This window comes from Proteus penneri (genome assembly GCF_022369495.1).
GTDB classification, from domain to species: Bacteria; Pseudomonadota; Gammaproteobacteria; order Enterobacterales; family Enterobacteriaceae; genus Proteus; species Proteus penneri.
In genome coordinates this window covers 1,339,563-1,359,030 of sequence record NZ_CP059690.1, presented here as the reverse complement: position 1 = coordinate 1,359,030, position 19,468 = coordinate 1,339,563, and the positions used below count along the sequence as shown (strand labels likewise).

Annotated in this window: 20 protein-coding genes; 12 read left to right on the top strand and 8 right to left on the bottom strand. The window is 39.1% G+C overall.

Going from position 1 to position 19,468, the window contains the following annotated elements:
- Positions 1–7 precede the first annotated feature (7 nt).
- The gene (locus tag H1225_RS06230) at positions 8–976 is read right to left on the bottom strand and encodes a vWA domain-containing protein (protein WP_420910160.1); all 969 of its coding nucleotides are present in this window, start codon (positions 974–976) and stop codon (positions 8–10) included.
- A 668-nt stretch (positions 977–1,644) separates the two neighbouring features.
- Here H1225_RS06230 and add point away from each other — a divergent pair.
- On the top strand, positions 1,645–2,646 hold the full coding sequence (gene add / locus H1225_RS06225) for an adenosine deaminase (protein ID WP_109848439.1): 1,002 nt from the start codon (positions 1,645–1,647) through the stop codon (positions 2,644–2,646).
- A gap of 138 nt (positions 2,647–2,784) precedes the next feature.
- Here the strand turns inward: add and H1225_RS06220 are convergent, their stop codons facing one another.
- Both H1225_RS06220 and H1225_RS06215 read right to left on the bottom strand, forming a co-directional pair.
- Positions 2,785–3,774 (bottom strand): bile acid:sodium symporter family protein, encoded by a 990-nt coding sequence (locus H1225_RS06220; RefSeq protein WP_109400391.1) that lies wholly within the window; start codon positions 3,772–3,774, stop codon positions 2,785–2,787.
- A 22-nt stretch (positions 3,775–3,796) separates the two neighbouring features.
- Complete coding sequence (locus tag H1225_RS06215; RefSeq protein WP_109848437.1) at positions 3,797–4,840, bottom strand: oxidoreductase; 1,044 nt, start codon at positions 4,838–4,840, stop codon at positions 3,797–3,799.
- Positions 4,841–4,972: 132 nt separating this feature from the next.
- On the opposite strand from H1225_RS06215, the gene H1225_RS06210 reads away from it, so the two are divergent.
- The 10 genes from H1225_RS06210 to H1225_RS06165 all read left to right on the top strand — a co-directional run bounded on the left by H1225_RS06210 (position 4,973) and on the right by H1225_RS06165 (position 14,908).
- Positions 4,973–5,440, top strand: coding sequence for a DUF2569 domain-containing protein (locus tag H1225_RS06210; protein ID WP_109848436.1), 468 nt, complete (start codon positions 4,973–4,975; stop codon positions 5,438–5,440).
- Positions 5,441–5,534: 94 nt separating this feature from the next.
- Positions 5,535–6,116 carry an electron transport complex subunit RsxA gene (gene rsxA, locus H1225_RS06205; RefSeq protein WP_006536930.1) on the top strand — a complete coding sequence of 194 codons (582 nt, stop codon included), beginning with the start codon at positions 5,535–5,537 and terminating at the stop codon, positions 6,114–6,116.
- A complete protein-coding gene (gene rsxB / locus H1225_RS06200; RefSeq protein WP_006536931.1) occupies positions 6,116–6,742 on the top strand; it encodes an electron transport complex subunit RsxB in 627 nt (208 codons plus the stop codon). Before rsxA ends, rsxB begins: the two co-directional genes overlap by 1 nt.
- Positions 6,735–9,029: an electron transport complex subunit RsxC gene (gene rsxC / locus H1225_RS06195; RefSeq protein ID WP_239739557.1), complete on the top strand. Its 2,295-nt coding sequence runs from the start codon at positions 6,735–6,737 to the stop codon at positions 9,027–9,029. Before rsxB ends, rsxC begins: the two co-directional genes overlap by 8 nt.
- A 6-nt stretch (positions 9,030–9,035) precedes the next feature.
- Complete coding sequence (gene rsxD, locus H1225_RS06190) at positions 9,036–10,112, top strand: electron transport complex subunit RsxD (protein WP_161671557.1); 1,077 nt, start codon at positions 9,036–9,038, stop codon at positions 10,110–10,112.
- Positions 10,113–10,129: 17 nt separating this feature from the next.
- Entirely contained in the window at positions 10,130–10,756 is a 627-nt protein-coding gene (rsxG, locus tag H1225_RS06185; RefSeq protein ID WP_239739556.1) for an electron transport complex subunit RsxG, read from the top strand.
- 1 nt (position 10,757) lies between these two features.
- On the top strand, positions 10,758–11,462 hold the full coding sequence (locus H1225_RS06180) for an electron transport complex subunit E (protein ID WP_072063886.1): 705 nt from the start codon (positions 10,758–10,760) through the stop codon (positions 11,460–11,462).
- Between the two features lie 12 nt (positions 11,463–11,474).
- Complete coding sequence (gene nth / locus H1225_RS06175; RefSeq protein WP_006536938.1) at positions 11,475–12,113, top strand: endonuclease III; 639 nt, start codon at positions 11,475–11,477, stop codon at positions 12,111–12,113.
- 114 nt (positions 12,114–12,227) lie between these two features.
- Positions 12,228–14,174 (top strand): exoribonuclease II, encoded by a 1,947-nt coding sequence (locus H1225_RS06170; RefSeq protein WP_006536939.1) that lies wholly within the window; start codon positions 12,228–12,230, stop codon positions 14,172–14,174.
- 185 nt (positions 14,175–14,359) lie between these two features.
- Complete coding sequence (locus tag H1225_RS06165) at positions 14,360–14,908, top strand: RNA 2'-phosphotransferase (protein ID WP_109400385.1); 549 nt, start codon at positions 14,360–14,362, stop codon at positions 14,906–14,908.
- A gap of 133 nt (positions 14,909–15,041) precedes the next feature.
- On the opposite strand, the gene yciH is transcribed toward H1225_RS06165, so the two are convergent.
- From yciH to pgpB, 5 genes are all read right to left on the bottom strand, one after another.
- Positions 15,042–15,365: a stress response translation initiation inhibitor YciH gene (gene yciH, locus H1225_RS06160; protein ID WP_006536941.1), complete on the bottom strand. Its 324-nt coding sequence runs from the start codon at positions 15,363–15,365 to the stop codon at positions 15,042–15,044.
- A complete protein-coding gene (gene pyrF / locus H1225_RS06155; RefSeq protein ID WP_006536942.1) occupies positions 15,366–16,100 on the bottom strand; it encodes an orotidine-5'-phosphate decarboxylase in 735 nt (244 codons plus the stop codon).
- 45 nt (positions 16,101–16,145) lie between these two features.
- Entirely contained in the window at positions 16,146–17,315 is a 1,170-nt protein-coding gene (lapB, locus tag H1225_RS06150) for a lipopolysaccharide assembly protein LapB (protein WP_161669294.1), read from the bottom strand.
- A 12-nt stretch (positions 17,316–17,327) separates the two neighbouring features.
- Positions 17,328–17,645, bottom strand: a complete 318-nt coding sequence (locus H1225_RS06145) for a LapA family protein (protein ID WP_072063882.1) — start codon at positions 17,643–17,645, stop codon at positions 17,328–17,330.
- A 159-nt stretch (positions 17,646–17,804) separates the two neighbouring features.
- Positions 17,805–18,512, bottom strand: coding sequence for a phosphatidylglycerophosphatase B (gene pgpB / locus H1225_RS06140; protein ID WP_006536945.1), 708 nt, complete (start codon positions 18,510–18,512; stop codon positions 17,805–17,807).
- A 285-nt stretch (positions 18,513–18,797) separates the two neighbouring features.
- On the opposite strand from pgpB, the gene ribA reads away from it, so the two are divergent.
- A complete protein-coding gene (ribA, locus tag H1225_RS06135) occupies positions 18,798–19,397 on the top strand; it encodes a GTP cyclohydrolase II (RefSeq protein WP_109400383.1) in 600 nt (199 codons plus the stop codon).
- Positions 19,398–19,468: the final 71 nt, after the last annotated feature.

The following is a 19,468-nucleotide window of genomic DNA, read 5'->3' as shown; positions in this document are numbered from 1 at the left end:
GTTTTAATTAACAATCGCGATCTTTAGCTGGAATATGGTGATTACTCCATTCCTCTTTACAACAAGAATCAATAGTTTTATTAATTATTCCCGCAAGAGTATTTACGGTTGAAATAATAGAAGTGAGTTGTGCGCAGATCTGACTACAGTTAGATGTTTTTTCATCCGGCTTAGGAATATTCAGTAACGTCAAGCTATCGCAGAGTATTTCTTGTAATACTAATGAGAACTGTGCAATGCCTGTAGTATAGATATATGAACGTCCTCCTGTCTGTTTTGCTAAGCGCTCATATTCTTTTGTAATACTATCTCTATCAGCAATACTTGGGAAACGATCTAAATTCGTTATCTTATCGTCAGGTGTTCCTTGATAGGTATAGACTTTAACTTTTTCGTTCTGAGCTACAGAGATAGCTTCATCATTCTTTCTAACTGCATCATTTGTAAGAACACCACCTCCTCCTTCCATCCCTTCATCACCCAACACAAAAATAGCGCGACGAGCACCGTCACGCCAATCAAAATACTTACTTAAATCAATCACTGCACGACACAAATCCTCTTTATTGCCCGCATGATCACGCCCATCAGCCTCTTTAAAGGGTTTTCTTGCCTGTAAACGATTTTCAGGAACCCCTAGTGCTTTTAAATAGTCACTAGCTGATTGATCAAATTTAGTATCATCCCATGTACCTTCTATACCTAAAAAGGTCACTCTCAGTTTTGATGGACATTTTTCAAGTGCAGCTTGTATTGCATCATCCACTTCTTTACTTAAATCTGACGATTCATCAGACATTGAACCGCTGGTATCAATCACGACAACTAAATCTAACGCAATCATACCATCACCAGTAACGACTTGTGATCCATAAGTAAGATTATTTGAGGATGAAGGTGGAAGTATTTGGGACATTAATTGGTCTTTTATTTTATTATTTTTATTTTCAAAACTAAAATCAGAATTCTCATTCATATTTATTTTCCTTAACTTTAAATAAATAGAGATCTATTAAAAAATCATTGTGTAAACAATTATATTCAGCTAAATACATCTAGTTCACAGCAACCTATTATGGCAATAATCACCTATCATTTAATCCTTATTTAATAAAAGAGATGTTCTATTTTTTAGTTCCATTTTATTTTCTATAAATAAACTCAAATATAAATTAACTTTATTATTTTTATAGAAATAATTTTTTATTCTTTGTCTAAAAATCATCTCAAACCAATATAAACAGCAATTTATCAAATAAAATCATGATCAAATAATATTTCAGCCGTTTTTACACCGCTTTCACTTAACACTATCAATATAGCTGATAAGAGATTTCAATTATAATGATAAATCTTTTCCAAATTAATATTTAATGTATCAATTTACCTGATAATACACGTCAATTAGATTGAATATTGTAGCTAATAAATAAACACCTCTTTTTTCTATTTTTTATTTTTTAACTTAAAATTAAGAAAAAACTGTATTTTTAGTTTTAAAAATAACCAATTTAAGTTTATTTATTAGTGAATAAAATAAAAATCAGTCATAATAATCTGCAACTCATTTATATTTACCCAATTATAAGAAAATCACTATAAACGATAGATTTTCATTATTTCTATTAAAAAGGAAAATAACACGTGATTGACACACAGTTGCCTTTAACCGATTTACATCGTCATTTAGATGGTAATATCCGTCCACAAACTATTTTAGATTTAGCAAAACAACACAATATTGCACTCCCTGCTTATGAGTTAGAAGCTTTGCGTCCTCATGTGCAAATTACAAAAAATGAGCCAAGTCTTGTGAGCTTCTTACAAAAATTAGATTGGGGAGTGGCGGTTTTAGCAGACTTAGATGCGTGTCATCGTGTTGCTTATGAAAACGTGGTGGATGTGGTTAATGCGGGTATTGATTACGCTGAACTGCGATTCTCTCCTTATTATATGGCAATGAAACACCAGTTGCCTGTTGAAGGTGTCGTGGAAGCCATTGTTGATGGTGTGCAAAGCGCACTGCAATCACATGATGTAGATATTCGTTTAATCGGTATTTTAAGCCGTACTTTTGGTGAAGATGCTTGCCAACAAGAATTAAATGGATTGTTGAAACATCAAGATAAAATTACTGCGCTTGATTTAGCGGGTGATGAATTAGGTTTTCCGGGTCACTTATTCCAATCTCATTTTAATCGTGCTCGTGACACAGGCTGGAATATTACTGTTCATGCCGGTGAAGCGGCGGGTGCTGAAAGTATCTGGCACGCAATTAAAGAATTAGGCGCAAGTCGTATCGGTCATGGTGTTAAGGCTATTGAAGATCCTCGTCTAATGGATTATCTCGCAGAGCATCAAATTGGTATTGAATCTTGCTTAACCTCAAATATTCAAACCAGTACGATCAATTCATTAGCAGAACATCCTCTAAAAACCTTCTTAGAGCATGGCATTATTGCATCGCTTAATACCGATGATCCTGCTGTTGAAGGCATTGAATTAAAGCACGAATATAACGTTGCAGCACCGGCTGCTGGATTAACACCAGAGCAAATTCGCCAAACTCAAATTAATGGTTTAAAAATGGCGTTTATTAGCCAAGCAGAACGTGAAGCATTAATTAAAAAAGCCAGTCAACGTTAATATAAAATAGTTTAATAGAAAAGCATCTGTCTTAAACTGCCCCCTGTTTATTGAACAGTTTAAATTAGAGAGATGCTTTTTCAATTAACTACCGTTTATTTTCATATTATCTTTAAATTTACTACCATCAGCATAAATTTATTTTTTTTCTGTCACTTTATTTTGATTAGCGTAGCGCTGTGCTAATACCGCACAAACCATTAATTGGATCTGATGGAATATCATTAGTGGTAATAACATTACTCCAACAGTCGCAGCAGGAAATAATACATTCGCCATGGGTACACCATTTGCTAAGCTCTTTTTAGAGCCACAAAAAACAATGGTAATTTCATCTTCTTTATTAAAACCAAGCAACCTTGCACTGTACACATTCACAAAAATCACAATCGCTAACAAAATACAACTTACTACTGCAATCGTTAATAGCGACCAACCATCAATTTTATGCCAGATCCCTTCAACAACTGCCTCACTAAATGCCACATAAACCACCAGCAAAATAGACGAGCGATCCGTTCTATTAACTAATTTTTTATGATTATCAACCCAACGACCAATCAAAGGGCGAGATAAATGGCCAATAATAAAAGGCACCATTAATTGCAGTAAAATAGATTGAATAGCACCGACAGTATCAAAGTCACTCGCAGAGCCTTGCGTTTGCATTAAAAAACCGACTAATACCGGTGAAAGAAAAACACCAAGAATACTGGATGCAGATGCACTACAAATAGCCGCAGCGACATTTCCCCCAGCCACAGAAGTAAAGGCAATCGCAGATTGCACTGTCGCAGGTAACGCACAAAGATATAAAAAACCCATATAGACAGTTGGTGACATCCATTCAGGCACAATCACTTGTAATCCAAGACCCAAAATAGGGAAAAGAATAAAAGTACTGGCAAATACAGTAAGATGTAAACGCCAATGCCCAAGCCCTGCCAATATCGCTTCTCGAGAAAGCTTTGCGCCATGCAAAAAGAACAGCAGTGCTATCGCGCCGGTCGTAAGATATTGGAATAGGACTTTAATATCGCCTTGTGCGGGTAGTAGCGTTGCTAGTGTCACCACACAAATCATTATCATGAGAAAAGGATCGAGTTTTAATTTTTGCCACCAAGACATTAGATTTAGCGCTCCCTTTAGCTTATAGCGTAATAGTTTGTTTTAAACGATTTGAAATTTCGCCAGCTTCAATCAAACGCATAATGGCTGTTGCTTGTATTGGCGTAACGGGATTGTCTTCACCCAATGTAATTGCACGATAAATTTGTTGATAGTAAGCGGGATAATCACCAGAAAGTGTAGTTAGTGTCGTTGTCTCTAATTCACCAGACTCTGATAGTATTGTTAATTCACCATCACTATGATCCATTCCCCAATTATAAGTTTGATTAGGAAGATAACCGGCTTTTAAGGCATCTTCTTGGGTATCTAAACCATATTTAACATAACTTCCTTTTGTTCCATGAATGGCAAAAATAGGTGTTGGAGATGCGACGAGCATAGAAGCGTGAAGAACAACTCTAAGATTGTCATATTCTAATAATGCATGAAAATAATCGGCATTTTTTGCATTAGGACGTAATTGAGCAATATCTGCAGTAATTGCTTTAGGCTCACCAAATAGGCAAACAGCTTGATCAAGAACATGGGGCGCTAAATCATACCAAAGCCCGCCCCCCATTCCGGCATCTTCTCGCCAACGTTGACGCACGGTTGGGCGAAACCGATCAAAATGCGCTTCATAGGCACTAATCTCACCGAGTGTTTTATCTGCTAAAAGTTTTTTAACTGTTAAGAAACCGGAGTCCCAACGGCGATTATGAAAGACAGACAGAAGTTTACCAGCATCGGTTGCTTGCTGAGTCAATTTTTCAGCTTCTTCCAGTGTCAGTGTAAACGGTTTATCCACAATGACATGTTTACCTTTTTTCAGGGCCTGTGAAGCCAGTGAATAGTGAGTATTATTCGGTGTAGGGATAATGATTAAATCTATTGAGGGATCATTAATAAGTGCTTGAGGATCTGCATAAACCGTAATCTGAGGAAAATCTTGTCTGACTTTATTTTCATCAGAACTTGAAATTGCACTAAGATTTAAGCCATCGGTTGTTGTTATTAGCGGTGCATGAAAAGTTTTACTTGCATAGCCATACCCGATAATTCCAACATTGAGTTTAATTGCCATAACCCTATCCTATTTTTATATGCTTTTTTTATTAACAAAAATCACTTTCACTTTTGTAGTTAAATAAATAATAACAAAGTTTGTGATAATATCCCGTTTAGTTCTATACATACGAGTAGGAATAATTAATTAATGAAATTTGATCTCAAAGCAAACACGCAGAATAACCTTTCAGGAAAAGCGCCTATTACCGGGTGGTTGCTTGCGCCATTGGCTTATATGATCTTGTCAGTTATTGGTTCTGGGTTGATGTCTGTTCTCTATATTATTAAATATTTTTCAGATTTTTCGATCCTCCACCAGCTTCCTTTTCATTTGATATCAAGCTGGTATCTTTCCGCGTTAACAACATGGGTAATGTTTAGCTTTACACTTTATCTACTAAGACAATTTTTTTATCGTGCTAAAAACTTTCCGCGCCTATTTGTTTTTTGGTTGCTTATCAACTTACTATTAGCAATTAAGAGCTTTGGCTTTGCGCCCGTAGATGACCAAACAGCATTACAATCCCTTCTATGGTCTGTTTTCTCGACTGTCTGCTTTGTGCCCTATATCAAGTACTCTAAACGTGTGCGTGAAACTTTCACACAAGTTCGATAACTTCGCGTCTTTACCCTTGATATTATATACACTTATTTAGCCTCTTTATTTCAGGAGGCTTTTTGTTTCTCTGTTTAACAATTTTGGCATAACAATGACTGATTACTTGCTTCTATTCGTCGGCACCGTATTGGTGAATAACTTTGTACTCGTCAAATTCCTAGGTTTATGCCCATTTATGGGTGTATCAAAAAAATTAGAAACCGCGATTGGAATGGGATTTGCGACGACCTTTGTTATGACTCTCGCCTCGATTAGCTCTTGGCTGATGGATAATTTTATTTTAGTTCCTTTGGACTTACTTTATTTACGCACACTGAGCTTTATTTTAGTTATTGCAGTAGTTGTACAATTCACTGAAATGGTCGTAAGAAAAACAAGCCCGACACTCTATCGTTTGTTGGGGATCTTCTTACCTTTAATTACCACAAACTGTGCTGTCTTAGGCGTTGCGTTATTAAATATCAATCAAGCACACACGTTTATGCAGTCGGCTGTTTATGGTTTTGGTGCAGCAGTAGGTTTTTCTCTTGTGATGGTATTATTTGCCGCTATTAGAGAAAGATTAGCAGTGGCAAATGTCCCTGCGCCATTTAAAGGTGCTTCAATTGGTTTAATTACCGCAGGTTTAATGTCTCTCGCCTTTATGGGTTTTAGTGGTTTGGTGAAACTGTAATGAATTCTTTATGGATAGCAATTGGCGTACTCGGTGCGCTAGGTCTTATCTTTGGGCTAATTTTGGGATATTCCGCTCGCCGTTTCAAAGTGGAAGAAGATCCTATTGTTGAAAAAATTGACGCGATATTACCGCAAAGCCAATGCGGACAATGTGGTCATCCGGGGTGTCGCCCTTATGCCGACGCGGTTGCAAACAATGGTGAAATGATTAACCGTTGTGCACCGGGCGGCGAACAGGTGATGTTAAAAATCGCAGAATTGATGGGTGTTGATCCTCAACCGCTTGATGGTGACGAAGAAGCGTTAAATCCAATTAGAAAAGTCGCCTTAATTGATGAAGATAATTGCATAGGATGCACTAAGTGTATTCAAGCGTGCCCTGTTGATGCCATTGTCGGTGCAACGCGCGCAATGCATACGGTTATTGAAGACTTATGTACTGGATGTGACTTATGCGTTCCTCCTTGCCCTACTGACTGTATTACCTTAGTGCCCGTCAAAGTAACAACCTCAAATTGGAAATGGGATTTAAATACCATCCCAGTAAAAAACATTCCAGCAGAGCCGGAAGAAACACCTGAAGATGAACCGTCATTAAAGACGGAGGATAACGCTCATGTTTAATCTCTTTTCGTTATTTAAAAAAGATAAAATCTGGGATTTTAAAGGTGGTATTCATCCTCCTGAAATGAAATTGCAGTCAAGTCGTACACCAATGCGTATAGCGCAATTACCTGATGAAGTCATTATTCCTATTCATCAGCACTTAGGTGTACCGGGTCAACTTTGTGTCAATGTAGGCGAACATGTATTAAAAGGTCAACCGTTAACAAGAGGGGTTGGCAGGACATTACCGGTACATGCCTCTATCTCTGGTATAGTTACAGCAATAGAACCTTTTCCAAGTACTCACCCTTCTGGGTTACCTGAAATTGCAGTAAGAATTCAATCTGACGGTAAAGATGAGTGGCGTGAACAATTCCCTCTTGTGGATTATCAATCACAAAGTAAAGAGGTTTTACTCACTCGTATTCATGAAGCGGGTATAGCGGGATTAGGTGGAGCTGGATTTCCAACAGCCACAAAATTAAAAGGTGGTGGCGATCTCATTAAAACACTTATCATCAATGCAGCAGAATGTGAGCCATATATTACTGCCGACGATCGCTTAATGCAGGAGCATGCTGATGAAGTGATTGCAGGGTGTCAGATCTTAATTCACCTTCTCTCTCCCGATGAAGTGTTAATTGGTATTGAAGATAACAAGCCTGAAGCCATCGAGTCATTAAAACATGCCTTAAGTGCAGTACCTGATGAAAAACGTATTTTCATTCGTGTTATCCCAACAAAATACCCATCAGGTGGTGCGAAACAACTCACCAAAATCTTAACAGGCAAAGAAGTGCCATCAGGTGGTCGTTCATCTGATATTGGTGTTTTGATGCAAAACGTCGGTACTGTTGTTGCCATCAAACGTGCCATTATTGATGATGAGCCTTTAATTGAGCGTGTTGTCACGGTCACTGGTAATGGTGCTAAAACACCAGGTAACTTTTGGGCGCGTTTAGGTACCCCTATTTATTCATTGCTAAAACAAGCGGGATTTGTTGCTGGCTCTGAACAAATGGTGATTATGGGGGGGCCATTAATGGGCTTTACCTTACCCGACTTAAATGCCCCTGTAGTTAAGATAACCAACTGTCTACTTATCCCTTCAGTTGAAGAGATGGATACAGATAACCTTGAAGAAGCCTGTATCCGTTGTGGTCATTGTGTTGATGCTTGCCCTAGTGGCTTATTACCGCAACAACTTTACTGGTTTAGTAAAGGTAAAGAGCATGAGAAGGCACAACAACATAATTTATTTGATTGTATTGAATGTGGTGCTTGTGCATTTGTTTGCCCAAGTAATATTCCGTTAGTTCAATACTATCGCCAAGAAAAGGCTGAAATTCGTGAAATTGATGCGGAAGCCAAACGAGCAGCTGAAGCTAAAGCGCGTTTTGAAGCCAAAAAATTACGTATGGAGCGTGAAAAACTTGAGCGTGAAGCAAGGCATCAACGTGCGGCAGTTAAACTTGATGATAAAGAACACAGTGAAGTTCAATCAGCACTTTCTCGTGTAAAAACGAAACAAAGTATCGGGAAAATTATTTCTGTTAAAGCGGGAGAAGAGCCGGATAACGCAGCCGCTATTGCCGCACGTAAAAAACGTAAAGAAGAAGTTAGAGCAAAACAAGCGGCTAAAATAGCACAGCAAAAGGCACTAGAAACCTCAAGTGAGAGTATAACGAGTAAGAGTGAAGATGCTGATCCACGTAAAGCTGCCGTTGCCGCTGCATTGGCTCGTGTGAAAGCAAAGAAAGCACAGCAAGTTTCCCAAACAACGCCAGCCGTTGAAGCGCCTGTTGAAAGCGCTAAAGCCGAAGATGTCGATCCACGTAAAGCTGCTGTTGCCGCCGCTATTGCCAGAGTAAAAGCGAAAAAAGAAGCCGAACAAGCCTCTCAAGCAATGCCAGCCGTTGAAGCGCCTGTTGAAAGCGCTAAAGCCGAAGATGTCGATCCACGTAAAGCTGCCGTTGCCGCTGCTATTGCTAGAGTAAAAGCGAAAAAAGAAGCCGAACAAGCCTCTCAAGCAACGCCAGCCGTTGAAGCGCCTGTTGAAAACGCTGAAGCCGAAGATGTCGATCCACGTAAAGCTGCCGTTGCCGCTGCTATTGCCAGAGTAAAAGCGAAAAAAGAAGCCGAACAAGCCTCTCAAGCAACGCCAGCCGTTGAAGCGCCTGTTGAAAGCGCTAAAGCCGAAGATGTCGATCCACGTAAAGCTGCCGTTGCCGCCGCTATTGCCAGAGTAAAAGCAAAAAAAGAAGCCGAACAACGTCGAGCTAAAGAAGAAGTTACCTTGGATTAATCACAGATGAAATTTAGACCGATACAAAATAACAACAGTAAATTAAAAATTTCGAGTTCCCCTTTTACGCATAATCAGCAATCCACCAGCCAAGTTATGCTATGGGTAACATTAGCAGCACTGCCGGGGATCTTAAGCCAGATCTATTTCTTTGGCTTAGGCACTATTTACCAAATTGTGTTAGCTATTATTGTGGCGCTTGTCACTGAAACACTCTGCGTAAAGCTTAAAAAAGAAGATCCTTTACTTTATCTGAAAGACAATTCAGCACTACTGACAGGCGTATTACTCGCCATTAGCATTCCACCTTTAGCGCCTTGGTGGATCATTGTTTTAGGCACTTTTGTTGCGATTGTTATCGCAAAACATATTTATGGCGGTTTAGGGCAAAATCCATTTAACCCTGCAATGGTAGGGTATGTAGTTTTACTGATCTCATTCCCAGTACAAATGACATCGTGGATGCCTCCTGTTGAATTACAAGCAGTTTCTTACAATGTCATGGACAGCTTAAGTATCTTCTTTACAGGTCATACCTCATCAGGTTTAACGCTTGAAGATTTGAGACGCTCTGTTGATGGCATTACACAAGCAACACCTCTAGATAGTTTTAAAACAGGCTTACTCACACATTCTATTGATGAAGTCTTAGCGACACCTATTTTACAAGGTGAATTTGCCGGCATTGGGTGGCAATGGGTGAATGTCGCTTATTTAATTGGTGGATTAGTTCTACTTTATAAACGCATTATTAGCTGGCATATCCCTGTTGCGATGATTTCTGTATTAGCGCTTTGTTCGGTTATTAGCTGGGGTATCGACCCTACTCGTTACTCACAACCGTTATTACAGATTTTCTCTGGAGCGACAATGTTAGGTGCATTTTTTATTGCTACTGATCCTGTTAGCGCCTCAACAACACCTAAAGGTCGTTTAATTTATGCGGGAATGATTGGTTTATTAGTTTGGGTTATACGTGTTTATGGCGGATACCCAGATGCCGTTGCCTTCTCTGTATTACTAGCCAATATTGCTGTACCTCTTATTGATAGCTATACACGCCCTCGTGTTTATGGCCATTAATTGCTAAGGAGAAAATGATGATCGAAATCTTAAAACGCCATGGACTCACATTAGCTATCTTTGCAGCTTGTACTACGGGTTTAACCGCTGTGGTATACCACTTAACCGCAAACACCATTGCAGAACAAATGGCTATAGAAAAACAGAAATTATTGGATCAGGTGATCCCTCAAGCAATGTATGACAATGAGCTTTCTAAAGATTGTTATCTACTTACGGCCCCTGAATTGGGAAATTCAAAACCTCATAAACTTTATGTTGCGCGTTTAGAAGGTAAACCTGTTGCAGCAGCCTTAGAATCTACCGCCCCAGATGGTTATTCAGGTGCAATTGAGCTTCTTGTTGGCGCTGACTTTAAAGGCAACGTGCTAGGGGTTCGTGTAACCGCACATAACGAAACGCCTGGTCTGGGTGATAAAATTGAGACACGCATTTCCGATTGGATCACAACGCTAAGTAATAAATTCATTTCCAGTGAAAACGATCCACACTGGGCAGTAAAAAAAGATGGCGGAGATTTTGATCAATTTACAGGTGCGACAATCACCCCCCGCGCTGTCGTTAACTCATCAAAACGCACAGCATGGCTAATACAATCATTACCAGAGAAACTCGATACACTCTCTGTCTGTGAGGCGAATTAATATGAACTCCATCAAAACGCTCTTTGCCCAAGGGTTATGGACAAACAACTCAGCCTTAGTGCAATTACTTGGTCTATGCCCTTTGCTGGCGGTTTCCTCCACAGCAACAAACGCCTTAGGCTTAGGTATTGCGACAACATTAGTGCTATTTTGCACCAATGTGGCTGTTTCTAGCTTACGTCGTTGGGTTCCCTCTGAAATTCGTATCCCAATTTATGTTATGATAATTGCGTCTGTCGTCAGTGCTGTGCAATTACTGATCAACGCATACGCCTACGGTTTATACCAATCGTTGGGGATCTTTATTCCATTAATAGTCACCAACTGTATTGTTATTGGCCGTGCTGAAGCCTTCGCTGCTAAAAATGAAGTCTTTCCTTCTGCCATTGATGGTTTAGCAATGGGATTAGGGGCAACAGCCGCACTCTTTGTGTTAGGCGCGATCCGTGAAATTTTAGGTAACGGAACATTATTTGACGGTGCAGATTTATTGTTAGGCGAATGGGCTCAAGTATTAAGAGTTGAGATAATACATTTAGACTCACCCTTCTTACTCGCCATTTTGCCACCAGGTGCTTTTATCGGCTTAGGCTTTATGTTGGCAGCAAAATACCTTATCGATGAAAGACAGAAAAAGCGCAGCGCTTTGACAACGAAAACTTACGAAAAAGAGCAAGGCTGTGGTAGTCATATCGTTAAAAATTAATTTGTGAGCATAATGAATCAAGCAAAACGTATTGAAATTCTAACTCGGTTGCGTGATAACAATCCGCAACCTACGACAGAGCTAAAATTTGACTCTCCGTTTGAACTATTGATCTCCGTGTTACTCTCTGCACAAGCGACCGATGTGAGTGTCAATAAGGCAACTGCTAAACTTTATCCAGTTGCCAATACACCACAAGCGATACTCAATTTAGGGGTGGATGGTCTTAAAGAATATATTAAAACCATTGGCCTCTATAATACTAAAGCTGAAAATGTGATTAAGACCTGTCAAATCTTAGTCGATAAACATAACAGTGAAGTTCCTGAAAACAGAGAAGCCCTAGAAGCCTTACCTGGTGTTGGTCGTAAAACAGCAAATGTCGTTTTAAACACAGCATTTGGTTGGCCAACCATTGCTGTCGATACACATATCTTTAGAGTAAGTAATCGCACAGGTTTCGCCCCCGGTAAAAATGTCAATGAAGTAGAACAAAAACTGTTAAAGGTTGTTCCGGCAGAATTTAAAGTTGATTGTCACCATTGGCTTATTCTTCATGGTCGTTATACCTGTATTGCACGAAAACCACGGTGTGGCTCTTGTATTATTGAAGATCTGTGTGAATTTAAAGAAAAAACAGATCCTGAATAATTTTTTACCGATTTGTCTGTTTTTCTGATGCAATATTACTTGCGTCACTACATACAATCGAATAAAACTATTGCCCACTTTTTATTATTAAAACTGCCGACTTTCCGGAAAAATATGTTTCAAGACAATCCGCTGCTTGCACAGCTAAAACAGCAACTCCATGCCCAGACACCGCGCGTGGAAGGCCTTGTAAAGGGAACAGATAAAGGCTTTGGCTTCCTTGAAGTTGATGGTCAGAAAAGCTATTTTATTCCCCCTCCGCAAATGAAAAAAGTGATGCACGGCGACCGAGTTATTGCTGCCGTTCATACAAACGGTGATAAAGAATCGGTTGAACCCGAAGAATTAGTCGAACCTTTCTTAACACGTTTTGTCGGCCGTATTCAGAAAAAAGAAGGTGATAACCGTCTGTGGATAATCCCAGACCATCCTCTTTTAAAAGATGTGATCCCTTGCCGTCCAGCTCAAGGTTTAACGCATAGCTTTGTGGATCAAGATTGGGCAGTTGCCGTAATGCGTCGCCACCCACTGAATAAAGGTGATAAAGGTTTTCAAGCAGAAATAACTGACTATATTACGGATAAAGATGATCACTTCGCGCCTTGGTGGGTGACCTTAATGCGTCATCAACTTGAACGTGATGCCCCTGAAATGGGTGACGAAGCGCTAACATTACATGACGCATTACCTCGCGAAGATCTGACTTCTCTCTCCTTTGTCACTATTGATAGTGCCTCAACAGAAGATATGGATGACGCGCTCTTTATTCGTAAAGAAGATAACGGCCAATTAACACTATTTATCGCAATCGCCGATCCTACGGCTTATATTCTGCCAAATAGCGAATTAGATAAAATTGCGGCACAACGCGCGCTGACTAATTATCTGCCTGGCTTTAATATCCCAATGTTACCTCGTGAGCTATCTGATAACATTTGCTCATTACGTCCTAATGAAAAGCGCCCAGCATTAGTCTGCCAAGTCAGCATTGCACAAGATGGTGCATTACATGAAGACATTCACTTCTATTCTGCATGGGTAGAATCAAAAGCTAAACTGGTTTATGACAACATTTCAGATTGGCTTGAAGGTGAAAACTCACAATGGCAACCTGAAAATGAAATGGTTCATGAGCAAGTGATGTTATTAAAAGAGATGTGTGAAAAACGTCATGAATGGCGTGAAAAACATGCTCTAGTCTTTAAAGAACGTCCTGATTACCGTTTTATTCTTGATGAAGGCGGTAATGTTTTAGATATCGTTGCAGAAAAACGTCGTATCGCAAACCGCATTGTCGAAGAAGCAATGATCACAGCCAATATCTGTGCAGCTAAAGTGCTGGCGAAAAACTTAGGCTTTGGTGTTTATAACGTTCATACTGGTTTTGATCCACTCTATATCGATCAAGTTGTACAGACCTTAAAAGATAACGGTATTGAAACAACATCTGAACGTTTATTAACGCTTGAAGGCTTCTGCCAATTACGTCGTGAACTTGATAACCAACCGAATCAATTCCTTGATAGTCGTATTCGTCGTTACCAAAACTTTGCTGAAATCAAATCAGAGCCAGGCCCACACTTTGGTTTAGGTTTAGAAGCTTATGCAACATGGACTTCACCAATTCGTAAATACAGTGATATTTTAAATCACCGTTTACTCAAAGCGATTATCAGCAAAGAACCCGCTGAAAAGCCACAAGAAGAAGATGGTATTCGTATTGCAGAACGCCGTCGTGCTAATCGTATGGCTGAGCGTGATGTGGGTGATTGGTTATATGCACGTTTCTTAAAACCTTTTGCTGGTACTGAAACATCATTTAATGCAGAAATTATTGATATTACGCGTGGTGGTGTTCGTGTCCGTTTAGTTGAAAATGGTGCGGTCGCCTTTATTCCGGCTCCTTTCTTACATGCTGTGCGTGATGAAATTCAATGTAGTCAAGAAACGGGGACAGTGATTGTGAAAGGCGAAAGTGCTTATAAACTCAATGATATCATTCCTGTTCGTATCGAAGATGTAAAACTGGAAACACGTAATATCGTTGCTCGCCCTATCTAATTAGTCTGTGGTCGGTATACAATAAAACTGATGGTTCATTTTAAGCCATCAGTTTTTTTATGCCTCTTATTTTTGCTAGACACAACACTAGAAATTTAAAGGGAATAAAAAAGGGATCTTTTATGGTATTAAGAAAATAGAACACTCAGACCATAAATTTAGTAAATAACGAATGGATTGAATTAATGAAAGACAAAGTACAAATTAGTCGTTTTTTAAGTTATATATTACGTCATGCCCCTGAAAGTATTGGTTTAACATTAGATGATCAAGGTTGGGGAGAAATATCAACATTAATTTCATTAGCACAGAAAAATGGAACACCACTAACCCTTAAGTTAATTAAAGACGTTGTAGAAACCAATGATAAAAAGCGTTTTGCTATCTCAGAAGATGGACTTTTTATTCGTGCCGTTCAAGGACACTCTCTTAAGACTACGGTTGATTACCAAGCTATTACTCCTCCTAAAATACTTTATCACGGCACGGCTACTCGCTTTATCACCAGCATTTTTGATCAAGGCTTAATACCAAATGGTCGTCAATACGTTCACCTTTCACAAGATTATAAAACAGCCGTGAATGTCGGCAATCGTCATGGAAAAGCCGTTGTTTTAACGGTGGATAGTGAAAAAATGTTTAGTGAAGGTTTTGAATTTTATCAAGCAGATAATGGTGTTTGGCTAACACTTTCAGTACCAGCTAAATATCTAAAAATCGATGAGAATGAATAGAATGAAATGCAAAAAAATAGGTGACAATGTCACCTATGATATTATTGATGAACTCGCTGTTTTACTAATAATTAATCAGAATAACCTGTGATCGTAATTTTAGAGCCTTTCTTATCTTCTTCCATACTATAAATCAGCCACCAGCAAGTTTAACTTTCATTCCTTTGGCTTCTAATAGCGATTTAATTAAATCACGCTTATCGCCTTGGATCTCAATTAAACCGTCTTTGACACTACCACCACAGCCACATTTTTTCTTCAATTCAGCCGCTAGTTTGGCTAACTCTGCATCATCCAGATCGATACCTGAAACAACACAAACCCCTTTGCCTTTACGTCCACTAGTTTGACGTTGAATACGCACAATACCATCACCAGCAGGGCGTACTGGCTTTTGTTCTTCTTCTTTTATGCGACCTGTATCTGTGGAATAAACCAAACGAGAGTTATTATCCATTTACATACCTTGTATAGAACGATTAATTTGTTGCAATGTTTCAAGAGGATTATCACTACGTGTAATAGGACGTCCAATCACCATATAATCAACCCCTGCTACAATGGCTTGTTCTGGTGTCATGACGCGACGCTGATCGCCAACATCACTTCCTGCAGGGCGAATACCTGGTGTCACTAATAAGAAATCATCACCACAAACTTGTTTAAAACGCGTTGCCTCATGAGCAGAACAGACAACACCATCAAGACCACAAGATTTTGTCAGTAATGCCAAGCGCTCTGCTTGTTCTGCAGGCGTCAATGTTATTCCCAATTCAATCAAATCAGATTGATCCATACTGGTAAGTACAGTCACTGCTGTTAAAAGTGGCGCATCTTTACCAAAGGCTGCTAGACTCTCTTTAGCCGCACGCATCATACGACTTCCACCACTCGCGTGTACATTGACCATCCATACACCTAAATCAGCCGCCGCTGCAACTGCTCTTGCAACGGTATTGGGAATATCATGAAATTTTAAATCTAAGAAAATATCAAACCCTTCTTTTTGTAATTGAGTCACAAATTGAGGTCCAAAACGGGTAAACATCTCTTTACCAATTTTTAAACGACAAGATGAGGGATCAATACGCTGTGCAAAATCTAATGCACTTTTTTGGTCTTCATAGTCTAGTGCCACAATAACGGGCGCGCAGGTAAGCTCGGGCGATTTTTTATCACAATGAAATGACATTTTAGGGCCTTTATTTATAAAGAGACTATTAAAAAAGTGACATTATCACTGACCATCTAAACCGCGAATAGGTTTAACGGTATCCCATGAACGACAGGATGGACAATGCCAATATAATGCATGAGAGGTAAAACCACATTTATGACATCGATAATCTGGTTTTGTGCGAATTTGTTCACCCACCATATAGCGCAATAAGATAAGGCTCTCTTTGGCACGTCCTTCTTCCGCTTCAGCTAAATGGTAACGCATTAAACGATAGAATAGACGCATGGTTGGATGACGTTCTAATTGACGATTAATGTATAACTGAGCCGCTTCAATACCTTCTTTAGCTTCAATAATGTCTGCAAGGTAAAGCTCCGCAATTGCACCACAATTACTATCTACACATTGACGTAAATAAGCTTCCCAACGAGAAGTATCACCTTGAGCTTGGAAACATTCAAAAAGCATAGGTAAGGTTTCACTGACCATCTCTTTATCTTGCTCAATAACTTTCATTAAAACATCAATAGCTTTTTGTTTATCATCACGAGCAATATAAATACGACCATACATAATTGAAACACGGGCACAAAAAGGATCCATTTGCCCTGCTTTTTGCAACAAATTAATCGCGCTATCAAGATTATCACTGCTCATTTCTTGAAGTGCCAATTCACAATAAAAATGTGAAATTTGTTCTTTTAATTCATGCTGACCTAATTTAACTAATTTTTCAGCCGTCTCTATCGCTTTTCCCCAATCACTGGTTAACTGATAAATAGCCAACAAGGATTGTAGAGCACTTTGGCGAAATTCTTGTTCATCAATAAGTTGCTGAAACATATTTTCAGCTCGATCGTAAACACCCGCCGCCACATAGTCACGCCCTAACTGTTGAACAGCAAGTAGACGTTGATCAAAGGAAAGCGCAGCACTCTCCATTAACGATTGGTGGATACGAATAGCTCGTTCGACTTCGCCACGAGAGCGAAAAAGATTACCTAAAGTAAGATGAGCTTCAAAAGCCGAACTATCTTCTTTAAGCATTTCGAGGAAAAGATCAACGGCTTTATCTTGTTGATCAGAGAGTAAAAAGTTAACACCTGCCACATACTCACGTGACAGGCGATCGGCATTCTGCTGTTTGTCCTGTTGAGCGCCGCGACGCCCCATATACCAGCCGTAAGCCGCCGCGACAGGTAATAACAGAAACAGCAATTCTAGCATCAGCTATCGTCCTTATTTCGTAGCGGAAGCAACCGTTGGGCGACTTTCTTGGCTTTCTTGTTTTGTTTGGGCGCTTTCAAGACGTTTAATTTTACGCTTTGCTCGGCCTAGTGATAAGCGTACACGTAGATAAAAAACACCACTTACAATCCAACCAAGTACAAAGCCCACACCAAACAGGATCGCTAACAAGGTAGAAATACGATATTCACCTTGAGCAATAAGGTAATTAAATGTGACTACCTGATCGTTATTTGAGCCTAAAGTCATGGCAATCACCACGATGGCAAGAACAAGAATAACCAAAATAAAAAGTAGGACTTTTTTCACATTATTTCCTTTTTTATTCTCTTTTCTTTAGTAGACAGATAAAGGTAGCATTTTCACTGCGCACAAAGAAAGTCATTTCTTAGAATCATCTGATTTTCGTATATTTTTTCACATAAATATCGAAAAAGACATTCTGTATCTCAAAAATAAGGGCTATCGTCAGGATTTGAGCAATAAACGTCGCTCAATCACCTTAAATGCACACCAAACCAGCACTGTGCTAATAAGAATACCGACAATCACATCAGATGCCCAGTGCATTCCTAATACAATACGCCCTACCGTGACATCTATCCCCCATAATAACCCGAGTGACGCTAAAAAATAATGACGACGCAACATAAAAAGGACAAAAACAAATAATGCGAGTGTGGCTGAAAATAAACTATGACCAGACGGAAAAGCATAACCCGTCTCAGCTTTCCAATATTGAAGTTGCCATTCAGGGATCACCGATGAATTAACTAATCCATTTTGGAGTAATTGTTCTCGCTCAGGTCTTGATACTTGATAAAAAGCCTCTGGTGTAATGTGTAAATTTTCACTGACCCAAACAACATAAGGACGAGGTTCTTTTACTGTATTTTTAACCGCAACCTTAATTAATTGGCCAATAGATAATGTAATAATAATTATCACTGCCAATTGAATAAAATGGTTACGTTTTAATTTCAAAGCGATAAAGAGCAACGCTAAAAAAATAATAACCGTCACAGCTCCCCAAGGTTTCGCAGCACTATCTGCTATCCATAATGTACTTATGCCACCGAAAGGGTGATCAGTAGGTTGCCATTTCCAACCCAATATCAACACGGCACTTGGTATGATTAAGAGCAACATACTACCTAATAGAATCAACTTTGCCATTTGCTTACTCAATATATTGTCCCTTCTCAAATACAAATGTTATCTTCCACTTACAGCTAAAGATTATCAGTATAAACGATGCAAGTTTAGCAATAAATCATTATGCAAGAAGGTGCAAAATCTGATAATTTGTATTGGTGTGAATTTATAAGTGTGTGTTATCCAATTTCCTTGCCTATCAGACATGGAAGTATTTCAGTGTTTTATTTCTCTTTGTTCTCGTTATAAAGTGTATAATCTTGAACTTGAACGAGAGTTTCACCTGAAATTATGAGTCAAAAAATAATGAAATTAAGACGTATCGCAGAAGCAAAACTACCTACTCCTTTTGGTGAGTTTTTAATGGTTGGTTTTGAAGAAATCGCAACAGGTAAAGATCATGTCGCCCTTGTTTATGGCGATATTTCAGGCTCAGAGCCTGTATTATCTCGTATTCATTCAGAATGTTTAACGGGTGATGCTTTATTTAGCCTACGTTGTGATTGTGGTTTCCAACTTGAAGCCGCACTTTCACAAATAAGCAAAACAGGTCGGGGCGTATTACTTTATCATCGCCAAGAAGGGCGAAATATTGGATTACTAAATAAAATACGTGCTTATGCGTTACAAGATAAAGGATTAGATACCGTTGAAGCAAACCTCGAGTTAGGTTTTAAAGCTGATGAACGTGATTTTACCCTTTGTGCTGATATGTATAACCTATTAGGTGTTCATGAAGTTCGATTATTAACCAATAATCCGAAGAAAATTGAAATAATGAAAGCGGCAGGGATTAATGTTATTGAAAGAGTTCCTTTGATCGTCGGACGTAATCCAAGTAATGCACATTATCTTGATACTAAAGCCGATAAAATGGGCCATCTTTTATTTAAGAAAGTGCAATAATACAGCAACAACACAGCATTAATTCTTTTCAAATCCGAGTCTAAGCGCTCGGATTTTTTATTTATTCCTTT

What these genes read in the sequence shown, in the direction of transcription:
- H1225_RS06230 (WP_420910160.1), bottom strand. Translation starts at nt 976, where the DNA reads ATGAATGAGAATTCTGATTTTAGTTTTGAAAATAAAAATAATAAAATA.
- H1225_RS06220 (WP_109400391.1), bottom strand. Translation starts at nt 3,774, where the DNA reads ATGTCTTGGTGGCAAAAATTAAAACTCGATCCTTTTCTCATGATAATG.
- H1225_RS06215 (WP_109848437.1), bottom strand. Translation starts at nt 4,840, where the DNA reads ATGGCAATTAAACTCAATGTTGGAATTATCGGGTATGGCTATGCAAGT.
- H1225_RS06210 (WP_109848436.1), top strand. Translation starts at nt 4,973, where the DNA reads ATGAAATTTGATCTCAAAGCAAACACGCAGAATAACCTTTCAGGAAAA.
- rsxA (WP_006536930.1), top strand. Translation starts at nt 5,535, where the DNA reads ATGACTGATTACTTGCTTCTATTCGTCGGCACCGTATTGGTGAATAAC.
- rsxB (WP_006536931.1), top strand. Translation starts at nt 6,116, where the DNA reads ATGAATTCTTTATGGATAGCAATTGGCGTACTCGGTGCGCTAGGTCTT.
- rsxC (WP_239739557.1), top strand. Translation starts at nt 6,735, where the DNA reads ATGTTTAATCTCTTTTCGTTATTTAAAAAAGATAAAATCTGGGATTTT.
- rsxD (WP_161671557.1), top strand. Translation starts at nt 9,036, where the DNA reads ATGAAATTTAGACCGATACAAAATAACAACAGTAAATTAAAAATTTCG.
- rsxG (WP_239739556.1), top strand. Translation starts at nt 10,130, where the DNA reads ATGATCGAAATCTTAAAACGCCATGGACTCACATTAGCTATCTTTGCA.
- H1225_RS06180 (WP_072063886.1), top strand. Translation starts at nt 10,758, where the DNA reads ATGAACTCCATCAAAACGCTCTTTGCCCAAGGGTTATGGACAAACAAC.
- nth (WP_006536938.1), top strand. Translation starts at nt 11,475, where the DNA reads ATGAATCAAGCAAAACGTATTGAAATTCTAACTCGGTTGCGTGATAAC.
- H1225_RS06170 (WP_006536939.1), top strand. Translation starts at nt 12,228, where the DNA reads ATGTTTCAAGACAATCCGCTGCTTGCACAGCTAAAACAGCAACTCCAT.
- H1225_RS06165 (WP_109400385.1), top strand. Translation starts at nt 14,360, where the DNA reads ATGAAAGACAAAGTACAAATTAGTCGTTTTTTAAGTTATATATTACGT.
- yciH (WP_006536941.1), bottom strand. Translation starts at nt 15,365, where the DNA reads ATGGATAATAACTCTCGTTTGGTTTATTCCACAGATACAGGTCGCATA.
- pyrF (WP_006536942.1), bottom strand. Translation starts at nt 16,100, where the DNA reads ATGTCATTTCATTGTGATAAAAAATCGCCCGAGCTTACCTGCGCGCCC.
- lapB (WP_161669294.1), bottom strand. Translation starts at nt 17,315, where the DNA reads ATGCTAGAATTGCTGTTTCTGTTATTACCTGTCGCGGCGGCTTACGGC.
- pgpB (WP_006536945.1), bottom strand. Translation starts at nt 18,512, where the DNA reads ATGGCAAAGTTGATTCTATTAGGTAGTATGTTGCTCTTAATCATACCA.
- ribA (WP_109400383.1), top strand. Translation starts at nt 18,798, where the DNA reads ATGAAATTAAGACGTATCGCAGAAGCAAAACTACCTACTCCTTTTGGT.